23 protein-coding genes and 2 pseudogenes are annotated in these 24,829 nt (G+C 69.6%); 12 read left to right on the top strand and 13 right to left on the bottom strand.

The genetic code is table 11. From position 1 onward, the window contains the following. Positions 1–333: 333 nt before the first annotated feature. Positions 334–1,299 carry a pirin family protein gene (locus ABTZ94_RS23265; RefSeq protein WP_351202978.1) on the bottom strand — a complete coding sequence of 322 codons (966 nt, stop codon included), beginning with the start codon at positions 1,297–1,299 and terminating at the stop codon, positions 334–336. 177 nt (positions 1,300–1,476) lie between these two features. Between ABTZ94_RS23265 and ABTZ94_RS23260 the strand changes: the two genes are divergently transcribed. Continuing rightward, entirely contained in the window at positions 1,477–1,836 is a 360-nt protein-coding gene (locus tag ABTZ94_RS23260) for a tetratricopeptide repeat protein (protein WP_351202976.1), read from the top strand. Here ABTZ94_RS23260 and ABTZ94_RS23255 read toward each other — a convergent pair. Continuing rightward, the gene (locus tag ABTZ94_RS23255) at positions 1,833–1,976 is read right to left on the bottom strand and encodes a hypothetical protein (protein WP_351202974.1); all 144 of its coding nucleotides are present in this window, start codon (positions 1,974–1,976) and stop codon (positions 1,833–1,835) included. The two genes, ABTZ94_RS23260 and ABTZ94_RS23255, sit on opposite strands and share 4 nt — an antisense overlap. 438 nt (positions 1,977–2,414) lie before the next feature. On the opposite strand from ABTZ94_RS23255, the gene ABTZ94_RS23250 reads away from it, so the two are divergent. Then, the gene (locus ABTZ94_RS23250) at positions 2,415–2,921 is read left to right on the top strand and encodes a GNAT family N-acetyltransferase (RefSeq protein WP_351202973.1); all 507 of its coding nucleotides are present in this window, start codon (positions 2,415–2,417) and stop codon (positions 2,919–2,921) included. Positions 2,922–3,090: 169 nt separating this feature from the next. Here ABTZ94_RS23250 and ABTZ94_RS23245 read toward each other — a convergent pair. Continuing rightward, positions 3,091–3,389: pseudogene (locus ABTZ94_RS23245) on the bottom strand (CbtA family protein); the annotation flags it as partial. Positions 3,390–3,542: 153 nt separating this feature from the next. On the opposite strand from ABTZ94_RS23245, the gene ABTZ94_RS23240 reads away from it, so the two are divergent. After that, complete coding sequence (locus ABTZ94_RS23240) at positions 3,543–3,899, top strand: ABC transporter ATP-binding protein (protein ID WP_351202972.1); 357 nt, start codon at positions 3,543–3,545, stop codon at positions 3,897–3,899. On the opposite strand, the gene ABTZ94_RS23235 is transcribed toward ABTZ94_RS23240, so the two are convergent. Next, positions 3,853–5,295, bottom strand: a complete 1,443-nt coding sequence (locus ABTZ94_RS23235; protein WP_351202971.1) for a dihydrolipoyl dehydrogenase family protein — start codon at positions 5,293–5,295, stop codon at positions 3,853–3,855. The two genes, ABTZ94_RS23240 and ABTZ94_RS23235, sit on opposite strands and share 47 nt — an antisense overlap. A 115-nt stretch (positions 5,296–5,410) precedes the next feature. Here ABTZ94_RS23235 and trxA point away from each other — a divergent pair, with 115 nt between their 5' ends. After that, positions 5,411–5,782 carry a thioredoxin gene (gene trxA / locus ABTZ94_RS23230; RefSeq protein WP_351202970.1) on the top strand — a complete coding sequence of 124 codons (372 nt, stop codon included), beginning with the start codon at positions 5,411–5,413 and terminating at the stop codon, positions 5,780–5,782. A 102-nt stretch (positions 5,783–5,884) separates the two neighbouring features. On the opposite strand, the gene ABTZ94_RS23225 is transcribed toward trxA, so the two are convergent. Both ABTZ94_RS23225 and ABTZ94_RS23220 read right to left on the bottom strand, forming a co-directional pair. Beyond that, on the bottom strand, positions 5,885–6,166 hold the full coding sequence (locus ABTZ94_RS23225; RefSeq protein ID WP_351202969.1) for a hypothetical protein: 282 nt from the start codon (positions 6,164–6,166) through the stop codon (positions 5,885–5,887). Between the two features lie 71 nt (positions 6,167–6,237). Continuing rightward, positions 6,238–7,260 (bottom strand): LacI family DNA-binding transcriptional regulator, encoded by a 1,023-nt coding sequence (locus ABTZ94_RS23220; protein ID WP_351202968.1) that lies wholly within the window; start codon positions 7,258–7,260, stop codon positions 6,238–6,240. Between the two features lie 117 nt (positions 7,261–7,377). On the opposite strand from ABTZ94_RS23220, the pseudogene ABTZ94_RS23215 reads away from it, so the two are divergent. After that, positions 7,378–7,852 (top strand): annotated as a pseudogene (locus ABTZ94_RS23215) (flotillin family protein); the annotation flags it as partial. Between the two features lie 56 nt (positions 7,853–7,908). Here the strand turns inward: ABTZ94_RS23215 and ABTZ94_RS23210 are convergent. Continuing rightward, positions 7,909–8,745, bottom strand: a complete 837-nt coding sequence (locus tag ABTZ94_RS23210) for a TIGR02452 family protein (protein WP_351202967.1) — start codon at positions 8,743–8,745, stop codon at positions 7,909–7,911. Positions 8,746–8,894: 149 nt separating this feature from the next. Between ABTZ94_RS23210 and egtA the strand changes: the two genes are divergently transcribed. The 4 genes from egtA to egtD are packed head-to-tail and all read left to right on the top strand — an operon-like array spanning position 8,895 to position 13,286. After that, positions 8,895–10,214 (top strand): ergothioneine biosynthesis glutamate--cysteine ligase EgtA, encoded by a 1,320-nt coding sequence (gene egtA / locus ABTZ94_RS23205; RefSeq protein WP_351202966.1) that lies wholly within the window; start codon positions 8,895–8,897, stop codon positions 10,212–10,214. Then, entirely contained in the window at positions 10,211–11,572 is a 1,362-nt protein-coding gene (gene egtB, locus ABTZ94_RS23200; protein WP_351202965.1) for an ergothioneine biosynthesis protein EgtB, read from the top strand. The genes egtA and egtB overlap by 4 nt, the downstream gene beginning before the upstream one ends. After that, on the top strand, positions 11,572–12,327 hold the full coding sequence (gene egtC / locus ABTZ94_RS23195; RefSeq protein ID WP_351202964.1) for an ergothioneine biosynthesis protein EgtC: 756 nt from the start codon (positions 11,572–11,574) through the stop codon (positions 12,325–12,327). The genes egtB and egtC overlap by 1 nt, the downstream gene beginning before the upstream one ends. Continuing rightward, complete coding sequence (gene egtD / locus ABTZ94_RS23190; RefSeq protein ID WP_351202963.1) at positions 12,324–13,286, top strand: L-histidine N(alpha)-methyltransferase; 963 nt, start codon at positions 12,324–12,326, stop codon at positions 13,284–13,286. The genes egtC and egtD overlap by 4 nt, the downstream gene beginning before the upstream one ends. On the opposite strand, the gene ABTZ94_RS23185 is transcribed toward egtD, so the two are convergent. From ABTZ94_RS23185 to ABTZ94_RS23175, 3 genes are all read right to left on the bottom strand, one after another. Further along, a complete protein-coding gene (locus ABTZ94_RS23185) occupies positions 13,229–14,179 on the bottom strand; it encodes a lysophospholipid acyltransferase family protein (protein ID WP_351202962.1) in 951 nt (316 codons plus the stop codon). The two genes, egtD and ABTZ94_RS23185, sit on opposite strands and share 58 nt — an antisense overlap. After that, positions 14,176–14,991: a GNAT family N-acetyltransferase gene (locus ABTZ94_RS23180; RefSeq protein WP_351202961.1), complete on the bottom strand. Its 816-nt coding sequence runs from the start codon at positions 14,989–14,991 to the stop codon at positions 14,176–14,178. The genes ABTZ94_RS23185 and ABTZ94_RS23180 overlap by 4 nt, the downstream gene beginning before the upstream one ends. 175 nt (positions 14,992–15,166) lie before the next feature. Then, on the bottom strand, positions 15,167–16,423 hold the full coding sequence (locus tag ABTZ94_RS23175) for an extracellular solute-binding protein (protein WP_351202960.1): 1,257 nt from the start codon (positions 16,421–16,423) through the stop codon (positions 15,167–15,169). A gap of 202 nt (positions 16,424–16,625) precedes the next feature. Here ABTZ94_RS23175 and ABTZ94_RS23170 point away from each other — a divergent pair, with 202 nt between their 5' ends. Beyond that, positions 16,626–16,841: a dodecin gene (locus tag ABTZ94_RS23170; protein WP_351202959.1), complete on the top strand. Its 216-nt coding sequence runs from the start codon at positions 16,626–16,628 to the stop codon at positions 16,839–16,841. Between the two features lie 51 nt (positions 16,842–16,892). Here the strand turns inward: ABTZ94_RS23170 and ABTZ94_RS23165 are convergent, their stop codons facing one another. Continuing rightward, complete coding sequence (locus ABTZ94_RS23165; protein WP_351202958.1) at positions 16,893–17,381, bottom strand: phosphatase domain-containing protein; 489 nt, start codon at positions 17,379–17,381, stop codon at positions 16,893–16,895. A gap of 12 nt (positions 17,382–17,393) precedes the next feature. Continuing rightward, complete coding sequence (locus ABTZ94_RS23160; protein ID WP_351202957.1) at positions 17,394–17,708, bottom strand: hypothetical protein; 315 nt, start codon at positions 17,706–17,708, stop codon at positions 17,394–17,396. 188 nt (positions 17,709–17,896) lie between these two features. On the opposite strand from ABTZ94_RS23160, the gene ABTZ94_RS23155 reads away from it, so the two are divergent. Continuing rightward, complete coding sequence (locus ABTZ94_RS23155) at positions 17,897–19,267, top strand: polysaccharide pyruvyl transferase family protein (RefSeq protein ID WP_351202956.1); 1,371 nt, start codon at positions 17,897–17,899, stop codon at positions 19,265–19,267. A 156-nt stretch (positions 19,268–19,423) separates the two neighbouring features. After that, the gene (gene uvrA / locus ABTZ94_RS23150; protein ID WP_351202955.1) at positions 19,424–21,847 is read left to right on the top strand and encodes an excinuclease ABC subunit UvrA; all 2,424 of its coding nucleotides are present in this window, start codon (positions 19,424–19,426) and stop codon (positions 21,845–21,847) included. Between the two features lie 631 nt (positions 21,848–22,478). Here uvrA and ABTZ94_RS23145 read toward each other — a convergent pair. Beyond that, entirely contained in the window at positions 22,479–24,689 is a 2,211-nt protein-coding gene (locus ABTZ94_RS23145; protein WP_351202980.1) for a HelD family protein, read from the bottom strand. Between the last annotated feature and the right edge of the window lie 140 nt (positions 24,690–24,829).

Below are 24,829 nucleotides of genomic sequence, written 5' to 3'. Positions count from 1 at the left end.
ACTCAGACCATCAACCAGATCAAATCACTGATCATCACCGCGCCCGCTGCGGTACGCGAAGCACTGCGCTCGCTGACCACCACCGAGCTGGTCCGACGACTGGCCGCCAGCCGCTGGCGTCCGTCGACTCCATCAATCTGATTACTTGTCAGTAGAGTCAGCAAAGGGTCAGCAAGTGTCCGATCAGACCTGGTCACAGGTGCCAACACCTGCACATACCGACCACCCAAGGAGCCGACCCACGCCAGGCGCAACTGCGTCCCCCCGCCGTACCGGCGAAGGGACGCAGCGAGGGCACACGGCGGAAGAGCAGAGCGAACGCATCACACCAGGTCAGCGCACCCGACCCCGTGGTTTCAGCGCCACCGGCGGGAGTTCGGGAGCGGGCAACCGGTCGCCGTCGTAGCCCTTCACCTCTCCGAAGCGGGACGTCTCCATCCAGCCCGTCCGGGCCTCCTCGATCTCCTGGTGGGAACGCCCGATGAAGTTCCACCACATGACGATCTCCTCCTCGAAGGGCTCGCCGCCAAGGAGCATGAGGCCCGCGTCGGTGTCCCCGCGCAAGGGAAGTTCGGTGCGACCGCAGCCGAGGTAGAGCATGGAACCGGGCAGCATGGGTACGCCGTCGACCTCGGCCTGGCCGGACATCGAGAGCACCGCGTACTCGAAGTCCGGGTCGAGCGGCAGGCGGGCCTCGGCTCCACCGGACAGGGCCAGGTCCACGCCGACGATCGGGGTGTATGCGGTGCCCGGCGAGGTGGCGCCGTCGAGTTCGCCCAGGATCAGGGTGGCGGTGAGGCCGGGGGCGGTGACGGTCGGCAGTTCGGCGTGGTGCTGGAAATGCGGCTCGACGTGGCGGTGCGCGTCCGGCAGGGCAACCCAGAGCTGGGCGCCGTGCAAAAACCTCGCATGCGACTTCGGACTCTCCTCGGAGTGACTGATGGCCCGACCGGAGGTCATCAGTCCCAGCTCGCGCGGGCGGATCGTGCGGAGACTGCCGACACTGTCCCGGTGCAGGACCTCGCCGTCGTGCAGCCAGCTGACCGTCTGCAGGCCCATGTGGGGGTGGGGCGGTACTTGCATCCCTGGTTCGCCGGCGATGTCGTCGGGGCCGTAATGATCGACAAAGGCCCATGCGCCGACCATCCGGCGCCCCAGATTGGGCAGGAGCCTGCGGACCTCGGTGGACTCGCCCAGCCGGACATGGCGCGGGGTGAGGAGTTCACGCACCGGCTCGGCGACGACGAAGCCCCGTCCCCCGCAGACGGAGAGTGTGGCCTGGCGATCGAGATTGCTCATGGCGCTCAACCTATTCCGTGCGGGCCCGGGGTGCCGGTACCCACGCCGATAGTTTAGTGGAATATTCAACCAGCGTCTCATGTTCGGGTGACTGACGCGCGGCTGAGCGTGTAGCCGGGTCAATGGCTGGACAGAGCCGGGAGCTGTCCCGGGACGGTCCGTGGACGAGGAGAGCAAGTGAGTGACACCTATTTCGAGTTCGGTACGGCCGCCGACCGCTGGGACCGTGCGCAGATGTTCTTCGAAACGAAGGAGTACATGACTGCGGCCCGGATTCTGGAAGGCCTGGTCGAGGAGGTGCCGGAGCAGGTCTCCCCGCGTCTGCTGCTGGCCCGGGCCTACTACCACTCGGCTCGGCTCGGCAGGGCCGAGGCGGAGCTGCGGGCGGTCCTGGAGCGCGACCCGGTGGAGCACTACGCGCGGCTGATGCTCGGCCGCACGCTTGAGCGCCAGGGGCGGAGCGCGGAGGCGACCGGTCATCTGCGGATGGCGGCGGCGTTCTCCGGCGACTTCGACGTGGACCGGACAGGGCTCTAACGATCGCGAGGGGCGTTCGGCAGGCGGTTCGGCCGGGCCGTGAGGAGGGCGCCCTCGGCCGGGCTGAGTGCCGGATCGGGCGACTGCCGCAGCAGCGCGTTCAGCCGGGCCGCGGTGGCCTGCGCGTGGGTCTCGGACACGGCGGTCCCCATGTCGTCCGCGTCGGCAAGGGGGCCGGATGCGTCCGGAGTGAAGACCCCGGCGAGCTCGGCGTCGCGTACCCGTCCCGCACCCGCCGTGACACGCTCGCGTCGCTGAAGGTCGCGGGGCGGGCGACGAGCATCAGCGCCACGCCCACATTGGCCGGCATCACCATCTGCGCGGCAAGTTCGGGGGCCAGGCGCAGATTGCCCACAGCCGCGGCCCGGTCCTGGCTCCTGGTGCCCGGTTCCTGGTTCCCTGGTTCCTGGTTCCTGGTTCCTGAGGATCTGATGGGACTCGAGAGCCGCAGCCGGTGACGTACGCATGGCCGGTGAATTCATCAGCCGGTACAGATTGGGGTCCCCGCCCCGCGTCGGACGCTCCCGTCGGACAATCCGGATGCCTTCCGCCCGCCCCACGTGATACTTCACTCGGTCATGACAAGCCTTGAGACTCCCCGCCTCCTCCTCCGCCTGATGAGCGCCTCCGATGCCTTGCAGGTGACGGCGGGCAAGCCGGGCGACGGTGTCCGCTGGGCGCCCGGATACCCTTCCGCCGGCGAGGTGGCGGCGGCCGAGCGCTTCCTCGGCACATGCGCGACGACAGGTGATCCCAGTCCCTTCGGTTCGTACGAGATACGCCGCCGCGAGAACGGAGAGGTGATCGGCGGGCTGGGATTCCATGGCGCTCCGGACGAGAACGGGCACGTCACGATCGGCTACGGCCTCGTTCCCTCGGCGCGGGGCATGGGTTACGCCTCCGAGGCGCTGCGCGCGCTGCTCCTGTTCGCCCGCGACCAGGGTGTGAGCTGCGTGCACGGCGACACCGATCTGGACAACCTCGCGTCCCAGCACGTGATGACAGCCGTCGGTATGCGCCTGGTGAAGGAGGACACGCTGCTGAAGCACTACCGGATCGACTGGGGTCAGCAGGCCGAGGAGTGACTCCCCGGTCGCCGGCCCGCTACGACTGAGTACAGCCGTCGACTCGGCTGCGCAGGGCAGGACGGCGAAACCCGCCGGGAGCTCCCGGCGGGTTCCGGTGGCTTCTGGTGGTCAGTGGTACGTCGGTCGGCTGGCCGCCGTGGCAGCCCGGTTCGTTCGCCGCACCGTTTCCGCTCCTGACGGAGTCGGTCCTCGGTACGAGAGGCCGTTTCATCAGCTGGCCGAAGACGAGGCCGGCCCGGAGAGCGGGCTGCACGGCTAGTAGGGCTTGGTCAGGCGGAACTCCCCCAGCAGGCCGACCGGGAAGTCCTTTCCGACCTCGTTGAACGAAGGCAGGAACGCGTACGCGAGTCCGATCACGACGGCACAGTTGGCGGATGCGGCGATCGTCGCGTTCCAGTTGCCCAGGCGGGGAGCCGGCCGCTTGCCGAGGATGACGGCGGCAACGGCCGGAAGCACGGGTGTCGCGCGCCACGAGGACCGGGCCGCACGCACGCTCGAACTCCTGGGCTTGGCGGGCCTCGGCCCGGAGCACCTCCACCGCCGCCCCAACAGCTCTCCGGCGGCCGGCGCCAGCGGGTCGCCATCGCCCGCGCCCTCGCACCGTCCCCCGGGACCCTGGTGTGCGACGAGCCGGTGTCGACGCTCGACGCATCGGCACAGACTCAGATCCTGGATCTGCTGGACGATCTCCAACAGCGCCTGGTGACACCCCTGTTGTTCGTCTCGCACGACCTGTCGGTAATCCGTCGGATCAGTGACCGGGTACTGGTGATGAATAACGCTGAGGTGGCGAGGGAGGAGGGGACGGCCGAGGAGATGTTCGAGGCGCCACGGCATCCGTACACGAAGTCGCTGCTCGCGGCCGTCGTCACGGTCAGCACGGATGCCGCCCCGCCCTGGGAGCTGCTGGAGACGGGCGGGCCGGGCCCTACGCGTCCCGGTACGCCTCCAGCAGACGCAGCCAGACCTCACTGATCGTCGGATATGCGGGGACGGCGTGCCACAGCCGGTCGATGGGGACCTCGCCCGCGACCGCGACCGTCGCCGAGTGCAGCAGTTCGCCGATGCCGGGTCCGACGAAGGTGACACCGAGCAGGATCTCCCGGTCGAGGTCCACGACCATGCGGGCACGGCCGCGGTAGCCGTCCGCGTACAGGCCGGAGCCCGCCACCGCGGCGAGGTCGTAGTCGACGGCACGTGCGCGGTGGCCGGCCTGCTCGGCCTCGGCGAGGGTCAGGCCGACCGATGCGGCCTCGGGGTCGGTGAACACGACCTGCGGGACGGCCGCGTGGTCGGCGGTGGCCGCGTGGGCGCCCCAACGGTCGGTCTCCAGCGGCGGCGCGCCCGCGGCGCGTGCGGCGATCGCCGCGCCCGCGATGCGCGCCTGGTACTTACCCTGGTGGGTGAGGAGTGCCCGGTGGTTGACGTCGCCGACCGCGTAGAGCCAGGTGGTGCCGTCGACGCGGCAGCTGTCGTCGACGCTGAGCCAGGAGCCGGGCTTCAGGCCCACCGTTTCCAGCCCGAGGTCGTCGGTACGCGGAGCGCGGCCGGTGGCGAAAAGGATTTCGTCGGCCTCGACATGCTCTCCGCTCTCCAGCTCCACGGTGACCGGGCCGTCCCGGACCGTGCGCCGTACGGAGGTCGCCGAGGTTCCGGTACGGATGTCGGCGCCCGCCTCCGTCAGCGCCTGGGCGACCAGCTCGCCCGCGAAGGGTTCCATCTTCGGCAGGAGCCCCTTGCCGCGGATCAGCATTGTCACCTGGGCGCCGAGGGCCTGCCACACGGTGGCCATCTCCGTCGCGACGACGCCGCCACCGATGATCACGAGGCGGCCGGGCACCTTCTTGGCGCTCGTCGCCTCCCGACTGGTCCAGGGACGGGCCCCGTCGACGCCGGGAAGGGCGGGGACGACGGCGCGGCTGCCGGTGCAGACGGCGACGGCCTGCCGGGCGGTGAGCCGGTGTTCCGTACCGTCGCCGGCGGTGACGGAGACCGTCTTCTCACCGGTGAGCCGGCCCTGGCCCCGGTAGATGTCCGCTCCGATCCCCTCCAGCCAGGCGGCCTGGCCGTCGTCCTTCCAGTGCGAGGCGTATTCATCACGGCGGGCGAGGACCGCTGCGGTGTCCAGCGGTCCCTGCACGGCGTCGCTGAGTCCTGGGATGCGGCGGGCATCGGCGCGGGCGACGACCGGGCGCAGCAGGGCCTTGCTTGGCATGCAGGCCCAGTACGAGCACTCGCCGCCGATGAGTTCCGCCTCGACGACCGCCGTGCTCAGACCGGCGGCACGCGCCCGGTCGGCAACGTTCTCACCCACCGGACCTGCTCCGATCACCACGACGTCGTACTCGGTGTTCAGGGAAACATCTGTCATGGGGACAGTCTGGTCGTGGGTGTGCGCGACGGCCACATGGGCAGGCGGAATAGCGCAAGTGCAGGCACGGTTGTGTGGGACAGGTCCGAACGGGCACAGGAAGAGGTAGCAGAGCATGAGCACCGTTGAGCTCACCAAGGAAAACTTCGATCAGGTCGTCAGTGACAACGACTTCGTCCTGATCGACTTCTGGGCTTCCTGGTGCGGCCCGTGCCGGCAGTTCGCGCCGGTCTACGACGCGGCGTCCGAGCGCCACGGCGACCTGGTCTTCGCCAAGGTCGACACGGAGGCGCAGCAGGAGCTGGCAGCGGCCTTCGAGATCCGTTCCATTCCCACGCTGATGATCGTCCGGGACAATGTGGCGGTGTTCGCCCAACCCGGGGCTCTGCCGGAGGCGGCGCTGGAGGACATCATCGGGCAGGCCAGGAAGCTGGACATGGACGAGGTCCGCAAGTCCATCGAGGACCAGCAGACGGAACAGAAGTAGGCTCCGTGCGCGCATGAGCGGGGAAAGGGGCCCGACGGTCCGGTCGGGCCCCTTTCCGTGGCCGTCCGTAGCCTTGCGTGGCCGGACGCGGGCGGCCCGGCCTCAGCTGTCGGCCTTGCCTTCGGCGTTCCTCTCCTTGATCCGGACCGAGAGGCCGTAGTCCAGCTCGGCGCCGTCGACCAGCAGGGCCTCGACCGTGTGCGTCGCCGGATCGATGTCCGCCACGATGCCTTCGCCCGAATACCGGGGGTAGCCCGATGCCCCCGTCTCGCCGGTCGCCGCCACGACCGCCGAGCGGATGGCGCCGCCGGGCTCGGCGGCGTCGGTGGTGTCCTCGGCGAATCCGGGGACCAGCAGGATCTCGTAACTCTGCGGATGACTCATGGTCATGACGCTAAGCAAGCGGCGCGCGGTGCGCACGTTGCCGCACTGCTGCACCGTGCGGAGTCGGCGGCTCAGCTGGACTCACGGTGGACCGCCCCGGCCCGCAGCAGGTCGTGGTGCTCGGGGGCGCCGCCGGGGTGCCGCACCAGCCGGTCGACGAGGTCCGCAAGCGGCTGTGGCGTGGCCAGCTCCATCCGCACGCTGCTGAGCCGGGGTCGCAGCAGTCTGCCGAGCATCAGATCGTCGGCGCCGACCACAGCCGTCTCGCGGGGCACCTCGATGCCCGCGTCCTGAAGGGCCCTCATCAGGAGCATCGCGTATTCGTCGTTGTACGCGAACACGGCATCGAGGCCCATGGTGCGCCAGCGGGCGGCCAGCCGGGCAGCCGACTCCTCCTCGTGCCGCAGCGGCAGCGGTTCGATACGGGCGCCGTGGCTCAGTGCGGCCTGCCGCGCTCCGGCCAGCCGGGGTTCGGCGAACAGGCCCAGGCCGCTTTCCTCGGGCATGACGACGCCGATGCGGCGACGGCCGCGCTCCAGCAGATGTCCGATCGCACAGCTGCCGACCTCCCGCTGGTCCATGACCAGCGCATGGGCACCGGCCACCGGCCGAGGCCCGAGGGTGATCACGGCCTTGGCTCCGGATCGCCTGAGTACGGATATGCCCTGCGGGGTGAGGGCGATCGTGCCGGGTGCGATGACGGCAACCGGACGGAGTTCGGCCCAGGCGCGGGGCGCGTCGTCGGCGTCCAGACCGGTACTGCCGTACTGGACGACGGTGTAGTCGAGGTGGCGCAGCCCGGATTCCAGTTGGTGGAAGAAGCGGTGGTGGAGCGGGCCGGCCGGGAAGTTCACGGTGGGCAGCAGCACCATGCGAGTGTGTCCGGCACGCAGGCTGCGGGCCGCCGCGTGCGGCACGTAGCCCAGCTCGGTGGCCGCTTCCCTGACCCGGCGGCGGGTGGGTTCGCTGATCCGCACGGCCGCGTTGTTGTTGAGTACGTACGACACGGTGGCCCGGGAGACTCCGGCGAGCCGTGCCACATCGGCACTGGTCGGAACGGGGCCTTCGGTGGGTTGGTTCGGTAACTGGCTCATGGCGTCGGGCAGTCTTCCAGACCCGTGCGGCGTGGGTACGCTCCGGGGCAGGTCATCGGCGTCACGGCGGGGCTCGTACTTGCCGCCATCGTTGTGCTGATCGGCCTGTTCAAGCTGATGTGTGGCGAGTGGCCGAGCCGAACGAAGCACTGGTCATCTCGGTTCCAGGCACAAGACCGAGGGTCTCGGGCAGGGCATGGGGTTCCGGATCGTCACCGGTCACGGCACGCTCGTCCTGCCCGGGGTTCAGGCGGTGCGGAAGGTGTCTCTGGACCTCAACGAGACCGAGTTGTCGGTCGTTTGCGTCACGTATCAGGGGATTCCGCTGCAGGTGCGGGGCGTTGTCATCTCCAAGGTGGGCGACGACTTCGTGTCGATCGCCAATGCGGCCCGCCGCTTCCTCGACCAGCAGAAGATGATGTCGGAGCGGGTGCACAACGTGTTTGCCGGTCATCTGCGGTCCATCGTGGGCGGGTTGACGGTCGAGGACATGATCCGGGACCGGGAGAAGCTCACCGGGCAGACCCGGGCGGCGTGCGGGACCGAGATGGAGAAGCTCGGGCTGATCGTCGACTCGCTCCAGATCCATGAGGCGTCTGCTCTGGACCGGGACCGGTTCGATCTGGTCGCCGGCCGGCTGCGGGAGCGCTACGGCTGGAACCGACCGCTGAACGTCCGGGCGAAGGCGGACCTGATGGCGGATTCGGGGCTGCGGTCGAGGATGCCGAAGACGATCTGCTCGAAGTGCCCGGCGAACCTGCCGTCGTCCAGCAGCAGCGCCCGGAACGCACCGGCCACCTCCGCCGGATCGTTGCGGAACACACCGCAGCCCCAGGCGCCCAGCACCAGCCTGCGGTACCCGCGCACCGCCGCGACCTCCAGCACCCGTTCGGCCCGGGCCGCAAGCGCGGCGGGGATGCGGTGCGCGTCCTCGGGGGTGCGGCTGCGGATGACTCCGGCGTTGGGTGCCGGGGAGGTGAGGAAGCCCGCGGTGTACGGGGTGTCGAGCAGCCGCCCCCGGTCGTCGCGGAACACCGGTACGCACGGTGAGTGAATCACCCGGTCGGTGTAGAAGGCGCTGCGTTCAACGCGGTGGTGGGCGTAGTAGTCGGGGGCGCGCAGCAGCGTGGCGTACAGGGCCGAGCCGCGGCACAGGGCTTCCTCCTGGGCCTGTGCGCCGTTGAGGTAGCCGCCTCCGGGATTGCGGGCGGAGGCGTAGTTCAGGACGGCGACCTTGCCGGGTCCTTCGCCGGTCATCCGGCGCGCCGCCTGCAGACTGCTCTCGTCGGTGACCTCGACGACCGGTGTGCGGTCGGAGTCGAGTGCCGCGACCGGTACCGGCTCGGGGCCGTACAGCCCGGTACCCGAGAGTGCGCTGGTCAGCGCACGCTCGATGCTCACCTCACGCCCTTCCTGCGTGTGGTAGCGGCCGGCCTCGACAATGGCCTCGGTCTCTCGCGCGATGCCGCGCAGCCGTGCGCTCATCGGTACTCCCCCGTGTGGTGCATACGGGGCATGCTCGGCGCTCCAGCGGCATGGATGCAACCGAATTTCCGACGCAAAGGGGCACCCTTGTGCGATCCCCCCGTAGGGGTTTGGGTGGCACGGACGAACCGAGAAGAAGGAGGCCCGGCATGTCATCCGACACAGCCGCCCACCACGGTCCGCCCGGCCAGGCCCCGCCCCTCGGCGAGGGCGAGGCGGAGGATTTACTGCGCTGCATCTGCTTCAAGACCGGACCGCCACGCACGGTCGGCGTCGAACTCGAATGGCTCATTCACCACCGAGATCATCCCCGCGCCCCTGTCCCCCACCACCGTCTCGACGCAGCCGCCGCCATTCTCCGGGCCCTTCCCCTGAGTGCGGCGCTCACCTTCGAACCCGGCGGCCAGCTGGAGCTCAGCTCGCGCCCCGCCGACTCCCTGATGGCGTGCATCGATGCCACCGCCGCCGATCTCACCGCTGTACGTGACGCCCTGGACCGGGCGGATCTCGCACCGGTGGGCCTCGGCGTCGATCCGTGGCATCCACCGCGCCGTCTGCTGCACGAGCCCCGCTACGACGCCATGGAGGTCTCGTTCGACAGGTCGGGACCGGCCGGCCGCGCCATGATGTGCAGCACCGCATCCGTCCAAGTATGCCTGGACGCAGGAGAGGAGGAACCGGGTCCGCTCGGCTACGGGCGTCGCTGGCAGCTGTCCCATCTGCTGGGCGCGGTGCTGGTGGCGGTGTTCGCGAACTCGCCGTTCCAGTTCGGCCGCCCGACACCGTGGCGGTCCACCCGGCAGTCACTCTGGGCCGACCTCGATCCATGGCGGTCCCTGGCACCGCCCGGTCATCTGCCGCCGCGCGAGGCCTGGGCCATGCATGTCCTGGACACCCCGGTGATGTGCATCCGGGGCGACGAGGGGCCATGGGCCGTGCCGGACGGTCTGACCTTCCGCGACTGGATCCGCACCGGCACACCGAGACCACCGGTGCGCGCCGACCTCGACTACCACATCAGCACCCTCTTTCCGCCCGTGCGCCCGCGCGGACATCTTGAGCTGCGCATGATCGACGCGCAGCCCGGCGCGGACGGGTGGCTGGTGCCGCTTGCCGTCACCACCGCCCTGTTCGACGATCCGGAGGCCGCCGAGACCGTGTACCGCACCGTCAAGCCACTGGCCGAAACGGCCGGGCCACGGCCCGCGCCGCGCAATCCGCTCTGGGTGGGCGCCGCCCGCGACGGCCTGACCGATCCCGAACTGCGGTCGGCGGCCACCGCCTGCTTCGAACTCGCGCTGGAGGCGCTGCCCCGGATGGGAGCGACCACGGCCGTGCAGGAGGCGGTGGCGGACTTCAACGACCGCTTCGTCGCCCGGGGCCGATGTCCGGCCGACGATCTTCCCGAACTGCTCGCGCCGGGTTCAGCGGGTGATTCGGGCCACCACTTCGAGGGGCCCCGCTCATGACCGACTCCCCCACGCCCGCCGCATCCGATCCGCACAGTCCGGCCGGACCGGACGAGGCGGACACCGAGGCGCTCCGGCAGCGCGCCCTCGCCGCGCTGCTCACCGCCCGTGAACGCACCACGCTTCTCACCGACAGTGTGGACGACGATGAACTGACCGCCCAGCACTCGCCGTTGATGTCCCCCCTGGTCTGGGACCTCGCACACATCGGCAATCAGGAGGAGCTGTGGCTGCTGCGCGGGGTGGCCGGACGGGAGGCGATGCGCCCGGAGATCGACGGGCTGTACGACGCGTTCGAACATCCCCGGGCGACCCGCCCCTCGCTGCCCCTGCTGGCGCCCGCCGAGGCCCGCATCTACGCCGCGGAGGTACGTGGCCGCGCACTGGACGTACTCGACGGCACGGCACTGCATGGTGACTGTCCGCTGGTGCAGGCCGGGTTCGCCTTCGGCATGATCGCCCAGCATGAACAGCAGCACGACGAAACGATGCTGATCACCCATCAGCTCAGATCGGGTCCTGCCGTGCTGACCGCGCCGGTGCCGCCTGCCCCCACCGACGTGGCGGGGCTCCCTGCTGAAGTACTGGTCCCGGGCGGCCCGTTCACCATGGGTACGTCCACCGAGCCGTGGGCCCTCGACAATGAACGTCCCGCCCATGTGCGCGACGTGGCGGACTTCTTCATCGACACGACCCCGGTCACCTGCGGCGCGTACCAGCGGTTCATCGAGGACGGCGGCTACACCGAGCGTCACTGGTGGGCCCCCGAGGGGTGGGCGATGGTCCGTGAGCACGAACTGACCGCTCCGCTGTTCTGGCACCGGGACGCCGGCCAGTGGCTGCGCCGCCGCTTCGGAGTGACCGAGACGGTCCCCGAGACCGAACCCGTGCTCCATGTCAGCTGGTACGAGGCGGACGCATACGCGCGCTGGGCCGGGCGCCGACTGCCCTCGGAAGCGGAATGGGAGAAGGCGGCGCGCCACGACCCGGCGTCGGGCCGTTCGCTGCGCTATCCGTGGGGCGACGAGGACCCGACCCCCGAGCGGGCCAACCTGGGTCAGCGTCATCTGCGGCCGGCACCGGCGGGGGGGTACGCCGCAGGCCGGTCGCCGCTCGGTGCAAGGCAGTTGATCGGTGACGTATGGGAGTGGACGTCGAGCGACTTCCTGCCCTATCCCGGCTTCTCGGCGTTCCCGTACCGCGAGTACTCCGAGGTGTTCTTCGGACCGGCACACAAGGTACTGCGCGGCGGTTCGTTCGCCGTGGATCCGGTGGCGTGCCGGGGGACGTTCCGCAACTGGGACCTGCCGGTGCGACGCCAGATCTTCTCCGGTTTCCGCACCGCGAGGGATCTCTGATGTGTCGTCATATCGCGTATCTGGGACCGTCGGTGGCTCTCGGCGAACTGCTGGCACGACCACCCCACAGCCTTGTGCGCCAGTCCTGGGCACCGAGACACCAGAGGCATGGGACCGTCAACGCAGACGGTTTCGGCGTCGGCTGGTACGCGGACGGCGATCCGGTGCCCGGACGCTACCGGCGCCGGGGCCCGCTCTGGGGGGACCAGACGTTCGCCGATCTGGCCAGAGTGGTGCGCAGTCCGGCGCTGCTCGCCGCGGTACGTGACGCCACCGAGGCGGGCGCCGACGGCGAGGCGGCGGCCGCGCCGTTCGCCGCCGGGCGGCTGCTGTTCAGCCATAACGGTGCGGTGAAGGGCTGGCCGGAGTCCCTGGCACCGCTCGCCGCCGCGCTGCCCCCGGCCGAACTGCTGACCCTCACCGCCCGCTGCGACTCGGCCCTGGTCTGGGCCCTCGTACGACACCGCCTCGCCGACGGCGACGAACTGCCGCAGGCCGTCGCCGACACCGTGCTCGACGTGGCGGCCGCGGCGCCAAAATCGCGGCTGAATCTGCTGCTCACCGATGGCACCACGATCGTGGCGACGGCCTGGGGCGACACCCTCTGGTATTTCGCCGAGCCCGGCCTGCGCACGGTCGTGGCCTCGGAGCCGTACGACGACGATCCGCAGTGGCGCGCGGTCCCCGACCGGACGCTGCTGACGGCGACCCACGCCGAAGTTCTGCTGACCCCGCTCAAGGAGCCCACTGAGTGAGTCCCTTTCTGCTGACCCGCACCCTGCCGGTGGACGCGACGGACGCGGCGCTGCGCGCCGATGTGCTGCACGGCCTGACCCGGCATCCGAAGACACTGCCGCCCAAGTGGTTCTACGACGCGCACGGCAGTGAACTGTTCGAGGAGATCACCCGGCTTCCCGAGTACTACCCGACCCGCGCCGAGCGCGAGATCCTGATCGACCGCGTCGAGGAGATCGCTGCGGCGTCCGGGGCGCAGACCCTGATCGAGCTGGGATCGGGTTCGTCGGAGAAGACCCGGCACCTGCTGGACGCACTGCCCGCGCTGCACAGTTACGTACCGGTCGATGTGAGCGAGAGCGCGCTGCGCGGCGCCGCCGAGGCCCTGCTCGCACAACGGCCCGATCTCTCCGTGCACGCTCTGATCGCCGACTTCACGGGCGGTCTCGCACTGCCGGGCACCCCGGGGCCACGGCTGATCGCGTTCCTGGGCGGCACGGTCGGCAATCTGCTGCCCGACGAGCGGTCGGTGTTCCTGAAGTCGGTACGGTCGCTGCTCTGCCCGGGCGACGCGCTGCTGCTCGGCACGGATCTGGTGAAGGACGAGAAGGTTTTGGTCGCCGCTTATGACGATGCGGCCGGGGTGACGGCGGAGTTCAACAAGAACGTGCTGAGAGTCGTGAACCGGGAGCTGGGTGCGGACTTCGACCCGGCCGACTTCGATCACGTGGCGCTGTGGGATCCGGAGCGGGAGTGGATCGAGATGCGGCTGCGGGCCCGCGCGGCGCTCACGGTGAAGATCCCGGACCTGGATCTGGTGGTGGCCTTCGAGGCCGGCGAGGAGTTGCGTACCGAGGTGTCGGCCAAATTCCGCAAGGAGGGCGTCCGGGCCGAACTCGTCGCGGCCGGTCTGAGGATGGATCAGTGGTGGACGGACTCCGGGGACCGGTTCGCGCTGTCGTTGGCTACGGCGGTCTGAGCGAGGCGTGCCAGGGTGCGGCGGTCCGGGCAGTCACCTGCCGGAAGCTGTGGCAGAACGCGGATCTCGGCGGTCAGCCCGGCGGCCGTCACCACCCGCCACAGTGAGGCGATGAGCGGATCGTCGCCGACGAACGCGGCCGCACCGGCCGGGGTTGCGCGATCCGCCGGTGCGGAGCGCTCGTGGCCGGGCGACCGGCCGCCCCCACCGGCCGTCGGCGCAGTGATGGCGGGTCCTGTACGGCCGACGGCGACAATGCTGCCCGGCGGCGCGGTGCGGTAGGTGATGCGTACCGGCCTGACGGTGGCGTTGGCGTCGATCGCGGCCTGGAACACGGCGGGCCCGAACCGGCCGCCGCCGCGCCCGCACCAGGTGGTGCCCTCCGGGAAGGCGACCACCCGAGAACCGCCGCGCAGCGCCGCCGCGACGTCGCCCACGGTCGTGGGCAGTGAGCGCAGCCGGTCGCGTTCCACGAAGAGCGTGCCGCCGACGACAGCGAGCCGGCCGAGCAGTGGCCACTTCCGTATCTCGCTCTTGGCCAGCATCCGGCCTGGGAACACGGCCGCGACGAGCGGGATGTCCAGCCATGAGATGTGGTTCGCTACGACGAGCGTGGCCGGTGCGCCTGCCCCCGGTGCGCCTGCCCCTGGTGTGCCGATGACCCGCACACGTACACCGAAGGCCCGCACGACCCCGTACGCCCAGCGCCGGACCAGCCGCTCCCGCCGTGCCGCGCCGAGCAGCAGCACGAACGGGGCTGCCAGCACCCCGGCCAGGATGAGCGTGCACCCGGTGAGCAGCAGGGCCACGGCCGCCGCGCGGCCCCGCGCAAGGCCGTCGTGACCGGCGCAGGTGAGGGGGGTGCAGGGTGCGGTGGGCAGCCAGGGGTTCATCGCAGTGGGGCGAGTGCGAGGAAGTGGCGCAGATAGCGGGGGTCGGTGCGGCGCAGCGACAGCAGTACGTACAGATCGGCGACGTTGAAGTCGGGGTCGTACGCAGGCGCCCCGCAGACCAGGGCACCCAGTCGCAGATAGCCGCGGAGCAGGGGAGGGAGCGTGGAGAGTCCGGTGGGCACGTCTCCCCGTCCTGCGGCCTTGGCGGTGGGTTGCCAGAGGCGGTGAGGGGTGACCCAGTGGTCCTCGGGTGCCAGGTGCTTCGTCCGTACGGTTTCCCACGCCCCGGCCGCGGCGACGCCACCGTCGGCGAGGGGTATCGAGCAGCAGCCGGCCAGCCAGTTGTGCCCGGTGCGTTCCATGTAGCGGGCGAGTCCGGCCCAGATCAGCGCGATGACGGCGCCGTCCCGGTGGGCCGGGTGGACACAGGACCGGCCGACCTCGACCAGGTCGTCGCGGATCGGGCCGAGCCGACGGAGGTCGAACTCGCTCTCCGCGTAGAGGCGCCCGGCGATCCTTGCCCGGTCGGGCGGCAGCAGGCGGTAGGTGGCAACGACGTCGCCGGTGGTCTCCTCCCGCACAAGCAGATGGTCGCAGTACGCATCGAACGCATCGCTGTCCAGACCGGGTTCGGCTCCTTCCAGCCTGGCGCCGAGCTCACCGGCGAAGACCAGATGGCGAAGGCGCTGGGATGCGCGTACGTCTTCCTGGTCGACGGCGAGGGACACCCGGTAGCGCGACGGGGCGGTAGGGAGGGGCTGCGCGGAAACAACGGGGGCGGCGGGGAGGGAGGTGACGGGCAGCGCGTTCATGACGGTCTCCGGGGACGGATCGGCAAGGGCGGCCGCCGGACCGTCGCACTGCTGCGAAGGCCCGGCCCCTTACTTCTTCCGTGACCGGCTGGATTCGACGTGACCGCATGGGAGAGCCGGGATGTGCGAAGGCTGAATCCCGGGTGTGCCGAGCGCGGACGGGTGCTGGGTGTGGTCAGCCGCCCGCGAGCTGTTCGGTGATCTTCTTCGAGGCTGCCTTCGCCTCTTCCTGCGGGTCGCCGCCCTGGAGGACAGCCGTCATGTACGGCTTGATCGGGTTGCCGGCCTCAACATTCGCCCACAGCGGCGAGTTGGGCGTCGCACGCCCCTTGGTGGCGCCCTGGGCCATCGCCGCGGTGCCCTCCTGTCCCAGGATGGCACGCGCGAGACCGGGCTTGTTGGGCACGTAGCTCATGGTCCTGGCGAGTTCTTCCTGCCACTTCCGGCCCGCCAGCGCCTTGATCACATCGATCCCCGCGGTGCGCTGACTCGCCTCCTTCGGAACGATCAGATCGGACCCGCCGGTGAAAACGGAGCCGGGAGCGTTCGCGGTCTTGCCCGGGATCGGGAAGTAGCCCAGTTTTCCCTTGAGTTCGGGGTTCAGCTGCTCGATCTGAGCGGCGGTACCGGGCACCGAAATGATCTGCGCGACATCGCCCTTGGCGAAGACCTTGGCCTGCGGGGGCCTTTCCTCGTCCGCGTTCTTGGGGCCGTCGCCGAGCGCCTGGAGTTCCTTGTAGAAGCTCATACCCCTGATTGCTTCGGGGCTGTCCAGGGAGCCTTCCCAGTTGCCGCCCCTCTCCTCGGCCAGTTCGCCCCCCTCGTCCCAGATGAATCCGGCAAGGACGTACCAGTTCTGACCTGCGAGATAGATGCCCTGATTGCCGTTCCGGTTCAGCTGTTCGCTGTCCGCGATCCACTCGTCCCGGGTCTTCGGCGGGGTCTCGATACCGGCCTGCTCGAAGAGGTCCTTGTTGTAGATCACCACTCGATTGGCCGCGTACCAGGGGATGCCGTACTGGACGCCGTCGATGCTGCCCGGGTCGGCGAGACCGGGCAGCCAGTCCTCGCTGCCGAGGTCGCGCGCGGACTCCAGGGTGAGGTCGCGCAGTCCGCCGCTCTCCGCGTACTGGGAGACCTGAGTGTTTCCGACCTCGATGACGTCCGGGGTGTCCTTGCCCTTGAGCGCTTCGGTGACCTTCGGGCCGATGCCGCTCCAGCTCTGGATCTTGAACTCGAGCTCGATGGAGGGATGTTCGTCCTCGTACGCCTTCGTGAAGCGCTTCAGGAAATCGGCGGAGACGCTGTCCTTCATCAGCCAGATCGTGACCTTCTTGCTGCTGGACGCCTCCAAGCCCGGGACGAAGCCGCATCCGCCCAGCGCAAAGGTGGAAACGAGCGCAACGGCTCCGACGAGTATGCGGTTCTTCACCAGGTTCACCTTCTGCGAAACGGCACGACGAAATCCAGTAACCCGGTGTGGGGGATTGCGGGCGGCGCTCGCACGGGCGTGGCTGGATTTTGGTATGGACCATTGCTTTGGTCAAGTCCCGTTCATCACGCATTCCGCACGCCGACCTCTCGCGCACCCGGGCCGGGTAGGGCACCGTGGTAGGGACGAGAGGAGACATAAGATGTCGAATTACACCTATCGGGTCACGGAAATCGTGGGAACCTCCCATGAAGGCGTCGACGACGCCATCCGCAGAGGGATCGCAAGGGCTTCGGAAACGTTGCACAATCTCGATTGGTTCGAGATCACGCAGGTTCGCGGAGAGATCACGGATGGCCGGATCGAGCACTTTCAGGTGGGCCTGAAAGTGGGCTTCCGGCTTGACGAGACGAGTTGATCCGGCGCGACCGGGTCAGGATCATGTCCGGCCGGTTCCGCCACGCCGGAATCACGTGCGGCCCTCACGCTCCTGCGCATCCTTGAGCGCGGACGACACCTTCGCCCAGCGGGCCCGCACCACGGCAAAACCTGCCTGCTGCGCCGCGTCGCAGACGAGTTCGTCGTCATCGACCAGCAGCCGCACCTCACGCTCCCGGCCCAGCCGCTTCAGAATCTCCAGCTTGGTGTACCGGGCCGACCTGCGGTCGTCGTTGCGGCGCATGTACAACCGCCCCTCGGGCAGCCCCTGTCCCGCCAGCCATGCCACGGTGTCCCGGCGGCACCGCTCGGGCCGCCCGGTGAGATACCTGACCTCGCACTCCTCGGCGCTGCTCAGCGCCAGCCGTACCCCTTCGGGAAGCGGCGGGTCGTCCACGGCGGCGGAGAAGAAGCTGTTCCAGTCGCGCCGTCGCCCCTCCAGGTAGTGCTGCCGGTGGCCGGTGTCCGCGAGCGTGCCGTCCAAGTCGAATACGGCCAGGGGCCGGTGGTCGCTTCTCACACCCCCAGCAAATCAGACCAGCGCAACCACCAGGAGCGCCGGCACGACCACCCCGGCCACCACTGCGGCGCCCCGCAGGGACCGGCGCCGCGACCGGATGGTCGCGCAGATCGCCTTCGTAAGCGGGCCGTCCGGACGTGTCGTACCTGCCGGGCCTGGACTCCGGCCGTGCGCTGCGGTTCTCCACGCACCGGACGATTCGCAGTCGGGCATCGGGGGCCGGGCGATGTCGGTGCCGGTCCGCCGCAGTTGCGGCCCCCGTCCGGACCGGCCGACGTACCGGGCGATCACTTCGACGATGTCACTTTCGGACAGTGACTCGGCCATGGAGTCACGAGAACCCGAGGACCGCCTCGAGGCGTCCGTCACACATCCCGAATCACATCCCGCGCGCGCGAGATGTGTGATCATGCCCTTACGTTCCGCGCAGATCGCAAAAAGTTGTTCAGGATGCGCATGGAATCAGAAGCGTTTGTAAAGCTATATTCAGGTTTGTGGCATCCAACGTTAACCATGTGAAGCGAATACTCCTGCGTTCAGGGAAGAGCCCCTACGACGTCGTCCCTGTCGAGCGAGCTCTCCATGAGGACGTGTTCGCAACCAACTCGGGCAACCTGATCTTCAGCGACGCCGCTCACAAGATCCTGGAGACGCCACATTCGGAGGTGGTGTCGAACGGCATCGCCACCAGGGTCGCCGACGCCGACCGTATCAACAGCGAGTACGACGTCTTCGTCATCCCGCTCGCCAACGCCTTCCGGCCGTCCTTCGAGCGCCAGCTGGAGCGTCTGACCCAGCTCATCTCGAAGCTGAAGATCCCGGTCGTGGTCCCGGGTGTGGGTGCCCAGACCGGCGTCAACTACTCCGCGGACCGGCTGAAGCCCATGCAGCCCACGGTCTACGCATTCGTCTCGGCCGTGCTCGACCACAGCGCCTCCATCGGCGTGCGCGGCGAGTTCACCGAGCGGTACCTGCGGGACATGGGTTTCCGGGACGTGGACGTCATCGGCTGTCCCTCGATGTTCCTCAACGGCAACAGGCTCGACATCCAAAAGAGCGGCCGGGCACTCGGGCCCGAGTCGCGGATCGCCATCAACGGATCGCACGATGCCGTGCGGAAGCACAAGCTCGGGCAGATCATCAACCGTACCCATGCGCGCTACCCCCACCTCCGGTTCATCGGCCAGAACATCTCCGAAGCACGTCAGCTGCACTGGCGTGACCTGTCCCATCAGAACGCCGCAGTCACCGACATCCCCACCCACCCCGACCACCCCATGTACGGGGAGGACAAGGTCCGCGTCTACATCGACCCGGTCACCTGGACGGAGGACCTGCGGGGCTTCGACTTCTCCTTCGGCTCCAGAATCCACGGCAACATCGCGGCGCTGCTGGCCGGCACGCCCGCCACCGTGCTCTGCAGCGACTCCCGGACGCTGGAGCTGTGCCGCTACTTCGAGATCCCGCACCGGATGCTCGCCAAGGTCTCCTCCGACCTCGACCCCGCCGACCTCTACGCCGAGGCGGACTTCGGGCCGCTGATGCGCGGTCACCACGAGCGGTTCGACCGGTTCATGAACTTCCTCGACAAGAATGGCCTCGAAAACACCTTCACCCACGGCGACGGCGGTGCGGCCTTCGAGGCACGGATGAGCGGCCTGGCCTTCCCTCCGGGCGTCCGCCCCTGGGTCGGCGCCGACGCCGCCACGATCAGCGCCCGACTCAACTGGCTCCAGACGCAGCTGACAGACCTCACCGAGCAGAACACCCAGCTCAAGCGGAAGCTCGCGAAGAACTCCGCGGTGCCCGTCCAGCGCTCGACGTATCAGCGGGCCCGCAGCGTCGTGGGCCGGCCCATCAAGCGCGCCCTGCGCCCGTCGCGCTGAATCCTGTCCGAACCTGATCCGAGGCCGGTCCCGAAGGGCCGGCCTCCGGTCGTTCCGGGCCCGTACCCACCGGCCTCGCTGCCCCTGGCGCCTAGAATCGGATTGTTTGTCCCCGGGCTTTCGGCCTGCCCCGATCCGTACGGAGTCCCCGCGCACATGTCCACCCCCCACGATCCGTACGTCCGGGTGCGCGGCGCCCGTGAGCACAATCTCCAGGACGTCTCGGTCGACATCCCGCGCGACACACTCACCGTGTTCACCGGCGTCTCGGGATCCGGAAAGTCGTCCCTCGCATTCGGGACGATCTACGCCGAGGCGCAGCGCCGCTACTTCGAGTCCGTCGCCCCGTACGCCCGCCGGCTGATCCATCAGGTCGGTGCGCCCGCGGTCGGCGAGGTCACCGGGCTGCCGCCCGCCGTCTCGCTGGAGCAGCGCCGCTCGGCGCCCGGCGCCCGTTCGTCCGTCGGGACGGTCACCACGCTGTCGAACTCCCTGCGCATGCTGTTCTCGCGCGCCGGGGAGTACCCAGCCGATGCCGAACGCCTGGACTCCGACTCCTTCTCGCCGAACACCGCCGCCGGGGCGTGCCCGGAGTGCCACGGTCTCGGCCGTATCCACCGCACCGCCGAGGAGCTGCTCGTCCCCGACCCCTCGCTGTCGATCCGGGACGGTGCGATCGCCGCCTGGCCGGGGGCGTGGCAGGGCAAGAACCTGCGCGATGTGCTGGACGCGCTGGGCTACGACATCGACCGTCCGTGGCGTGAGATCGACGCCGGGGACCGGGAGTGGATCCTGTTCACCGATGAGCAGCCGGTGGTGACGGTCCATCCGGTGCGTGATGCCGGGCGCATCCAACGCCCCTACCAGGGTACGTACATGAGTGCCCGCCGCTATGTGATGCACACCTTCGCAGACTCCAAGAGCCGCACTCTGCGGGCGAAGGCCGAGCGCTTCCTGACCAGTGCCCCCTGCCCGGTCTGCGGCGGCAGCCGGCTGCGTCCGGAGGCGATGGCCGTCACCTTCGCCGGCCGTACGATCGCCGAACTCGCCGCGCTTGCGCTGACCTCGCTCGCCGAAGTGCTGCGCGCGGCGGGCGGCGGTGACACGGCGCGGGTGCTGACGGCGGATCTGCTCGCCCGGATCGAGACGGTCACCGAGCTCGGCCTCGGCTACCTCAGCCTCGACCGTACGGCCCCGACACTGTCCTCGGGCGAGTTGCAACGGCTGCGGCTCGCCACCCAGTTGCGCTCGGGTCTGTTCGGTGTCGTCTATGTGCTGGACGAGCCGTCGGCCGGTCTGCACCCGGCGGATACCGAATCACTGCTGGCGGTGCTCGGCCGACTGAAGGAGGCCGGTAACTCCGTCTTCGTCGTGGAGCATCAGATGGATGTGGTGCGCCGGGCGGACTGGCTGGTCGATGTGGGGCCGCTGGCCGGTGAGCACGGGGGCCGGGTGCTGCACAGCGGTCCCCCGGCCGGACTTGCGGAGGTGACGGAGTCGGCGACCCGGCGCTTCCTCTTCGACGACGGGCCCGCTCCGGTGCGGGAGGTCCGTACGCCGACCGGGCGGCTGAAGCTGAACGGGGTCGACCGTCACAATGTGCGGGGTGTGGACGCGGAGTTCCCGCTCGGGGTGTTCACGGCCGTCACCGGCGTCTCGGGGTCGGGGAAGTCGACGCTGGTCGGTCAGGTGCTGGCCGGTGTCCTCGCCGACCGGCAGGCCTCCGCCACCGCCGGCCTTCCCGCGGAGCGTCCCACGCCCGGGTGTGCGTCGGCGGAGGGGCTGGAGGCGGTGGACCGCCTGGTACAGGTCGACCAGAAGCCGATCGGCCGTACTCCTCGGTCCAACCTGGCCACGTACACCGGGCTCTTCGATGTCGTGCGGAAGCTGTTCACCGAGACGGACACAGCGCGCGAGCGCGGCTACAAGGCCGGGCGGTTCTCCTTCAATGTGGCGGGCGGACGGTGCGAGACCTGCCAGGGCGAGGGGTTCGTCTCCGTTGAACTGCTCTTTCTGCCCAGCACGTACGCGCCCTGCCCCGACTGTCACGGTGCGCGGTACAACCCGGAGACCCTGGAGGTCACCCTGCGCGGTCTCGATATCGCGCAGGTGCTGGATCTGACGGTGGAGTCGGCGGCCGGTTTCTTCGCCGGTACGCCCGCTGCCGAGCGCAGTCTGCGAACGCTGCTCGACGTCGGGCTCGGCTATGTGCGGCTCGGGCAGCCCGCCACGGAGCTGTCGGGCGGTGAGGCCCAGCGGATCAAGCTCGCCGCCGAGCTCCAGCGCACCCGCCGAGGTCACACCGTGTACCTGCTCGACGAGCCGACGACCGGGCTGCACCCTGCCGATGTCGAGGTGCTGATGCGACAGTTGCACGGTCTGGTCGACGCGGGCAACACGGTCGTGGTCGTGGAGCACGACATGGCGGTGGTCGCGGGTGCCGACTGGGTGATCGACCTCGGCCCCGGAGGCGGCGACCGGGGTGGCCGGATCGTCGCGGTGGGGACGCCCGTAGAGGTGGCCGGTGCGGCGGACGGCCGGACCGCAGCGTACCTGGCGGCCGCCCTCAGGTCGGCCTGACGGTTAATCAGATTCAACTGGCCCTTTTCCATGGCGAGTTACCGCATTCGGGCAAGCAATCGGACATGAAACAGCAAAGAACAGCGACCTCGCCCCGATCCAGACCAGTCATGGGCATGCCCTCACGGCCGCTCGACGCCGTGCGGCATGTGGCCCCGGCCAGGAATCACAGGAACGGGCCGCGCCCCTGACCGGCGCGGCCGAGCTGTGCATTCCGCCCGTCGTCCCACCCTGCTGGAGCATCCCCACGAGACGTCCACGAAAAGTCGGCACAGTCCTCGACGCCCGGACCACGGCGGTCGCGTCCGCCGGTCTGGTCCCTCGGATCGGGATGCCTCGAAGGAACATGACCGCCAGCGCGACGAGGAACAGGACGGAAAAGGCCGCTGCCACGCGGGATCCGGCCACGGGCCCCGCGAACACGCCTACGATCACAGTCGCGACGAGGACGATCCCCAGGCCGACGTGCGCGGCGCGCATGTCGGCCCTGATCACCTCTCACAACGCCCGCATACCGGACTCGTGCCGCCCCCGCGCTGCTTCCGGGCAGCGGAGGGTCCCTCGGGCCACTGTTTCAGCGACACCCTCCGTTGGGGGTCGAGCCGACCCTCATACTCCCCCGCCGCGGCGGTCAGCGCAGCGACTCGGGCAGTTCCTCCCGGTGGACGATGCCCAGGCGCTGCGTCGCACGGGTCAGCGCCACGTACAGGTCACTGGTCCCGAACCGCCCCGGCTCCACGACCAGGACATGGTCGAATTCGAGCCCCTTGGCCTCACGCGGGCCGAGCAGCACCACGGGACGGGTGAGGTCGGGTTCGGCGCCGGCCGTGACTCCGTCGAGCGGAGCCGCGATCTCCTTGTGCAGCGCACGCGGTGCGATCACAGCGAGGCGCCCCTCCTCGGGCGTCAGCTCCACGACGGCCCGCGCCACAGCGCCCGCCAGATCCGCACCGGCATCCCGCGTCCACGGCGTCTCGCCGGTGGACCGCACCGACGCGGGTGGCTCGAACGAGGGGTCCTGGGCCCGTACGACCCTGGCGGCCAGCTCCATGATCTCCGCAGGCGTACGGTAGTTGACCCCCAGCCTCACATGCTCGAAACGGTCGCCGACGTACGGCTCAAGGATCCTCTCCCACGAGCCGACTCCCGCCTCCTCGGAGGTCTGCGCCGGATCACCGACCAGGGTCAGCGAGCGGGTCGGTGACCGGCGCATCAGCAGCCGCCAGGCCATCGGCGACAATTCCTGCGCCTCGTCGACGACGATGTGCCCGAACGCCCAGGTCCGGTCGGCGGCGGCCCGCTCGGCCGCGCTCCGGTGATCGGCCTCCTCCTGCCGCTCAGCCATCCGCTCGGCGTCGATGATGTCGTGGGCGGCCAGGACCTCGGACTCCTCGTCCTCGAACTCGTACGTCTCCGAACCCCGGGACAGCTCGAGGACGCCCTGCGCATAAGCGACCCGCTCCTGGCGCTCGGCCTCGGCGGCGGCCCGCTCGGCGCTGTCGTCGGCCCCGAGCAGTTCGGCCGCCTCGTCGAGCAGCGACACGTCGGCCGGGGTCCACTCCCCGTCGCCGGGGCCGCGCCGGATGGCCTCGGCGTCCTCGTCCGGTACGTACACCGGCTCGGCCAGATAGTCGGCGAGGAATTCCTCGGGGGTGAGCACCGGCCACAGCTCTCCGACGGCGGCGTGCACCTCCTCGCTCGCGGCGACGCTCTTGCCGAGCTGGGCGATGTCGTCCGCACCGAGGAAGTTCGGGCCGCCGTACGGGTCCGCGCCGATGCGTTCGGCGAGCTGCGCGGTGAGGGCGTCGATGACGTGGAACGCGAAGTACGGACGGGCGAGATTGTGCGGCAGACGGGTCTCGCGGGCCGCCTGCCGGGCCTCGTAGGCGATCTCCCAGTCCAGGACGAGGTCCCCGTCGTCGTGCGGGATGACCACCGGCGCGCCGGGCTCGGGCAGCCCCTGCCGGTCGCGTACGGCACGGGCGAGCGCCTCGGCCATCCCCGCGCCGCCCTTGACGGCGGCCGCACGGGGGGTATCGGTTCCGCGGGCATGGACACCGGGGAAGAGCTCGGCCTGCGTGGCCAGCATGACCCCGGTCTCGCCGAGGGCGGGCAGCACCTCACCGATGTAGCGCAGGAAAGCCGGATTGGGGCCCACGACCAGGACCGCGCGCTTGGCAAGAAGCTCACGGTGCTCGTACAGCAGGAAGGCCGCACGGTGCAGCGCGACCGCCGTCTTGCCCGTGCCGGGGCCGCCCTCGACGACGAGGACACCACGGTGCGGAGCACGGATGATGCGGTCCTGTTCCGCCTGGATGGTCCGCACGATGTCGCCCATGCGCCCGGTGCGGGCGGAGTTGAGCGCGGCGAGCAGCACGGTGTCACCGCTCGGGTCCTCGAAACCGCTGCGTTCGCGGTCCCCGAGATCGAGGATCTCGTCGTGCAGCTCGATCACCGTGCGGCCCTCGGTGGTGATGTGCCTGCGCCGGCGCAGACCCATGGGCGTATGTCCGGTGGCGAGATAGAACGGTCGGGCGACCGGTGCCCGCCAGTCGATCAGAAGGGGCGTGTGTTCGGTGTCGTCCTCACGAATTCCGATACGGCCGATATGGTGCGCGGCGCCATCGTGGAGATCAATGCGGCCGAAGCACAGCGAGCCGTCCACCGCGTTCAGGGCTGCCAGCAGACCGGAACGCTCGGCGACGAGCACATCGCGTTCGAGACGAGCCTGCAGGCCGTTCCCTACCGGGGTCAACGCATCCTCGACACGCTGCGCGGTGACTCCGCGCAGCGTGTCGACACGGTCGTAGAGCCGGTCGATGAATTCCTGCTCCTTCTGCAATTCGACGTTTTCGCGAGTTGACAAAATCGCTCCCTGCCGGATACGGTGTTTTTAGTGGCCCCGTGAAGGGGTTTTTCTGTGGGCACACAGAACCACTCAATATACGTGAGAAAATCCCCGTTCCGCAATTGCGGAACGGG

This window comes from Streptomyces sp. NPDC002785 (assembly GCF_040295565.1).
Lineage (GTDB): Bacteria > Actinomycetota > Actinomycetes > Streptomycetales > Streptomycetaceae > Streptomyces.
The sequence above is the reverse complement of the archived record's forward strand: the minus strand, read 5'-3'. Positions and strand labels throughout refer to the sequence as shown.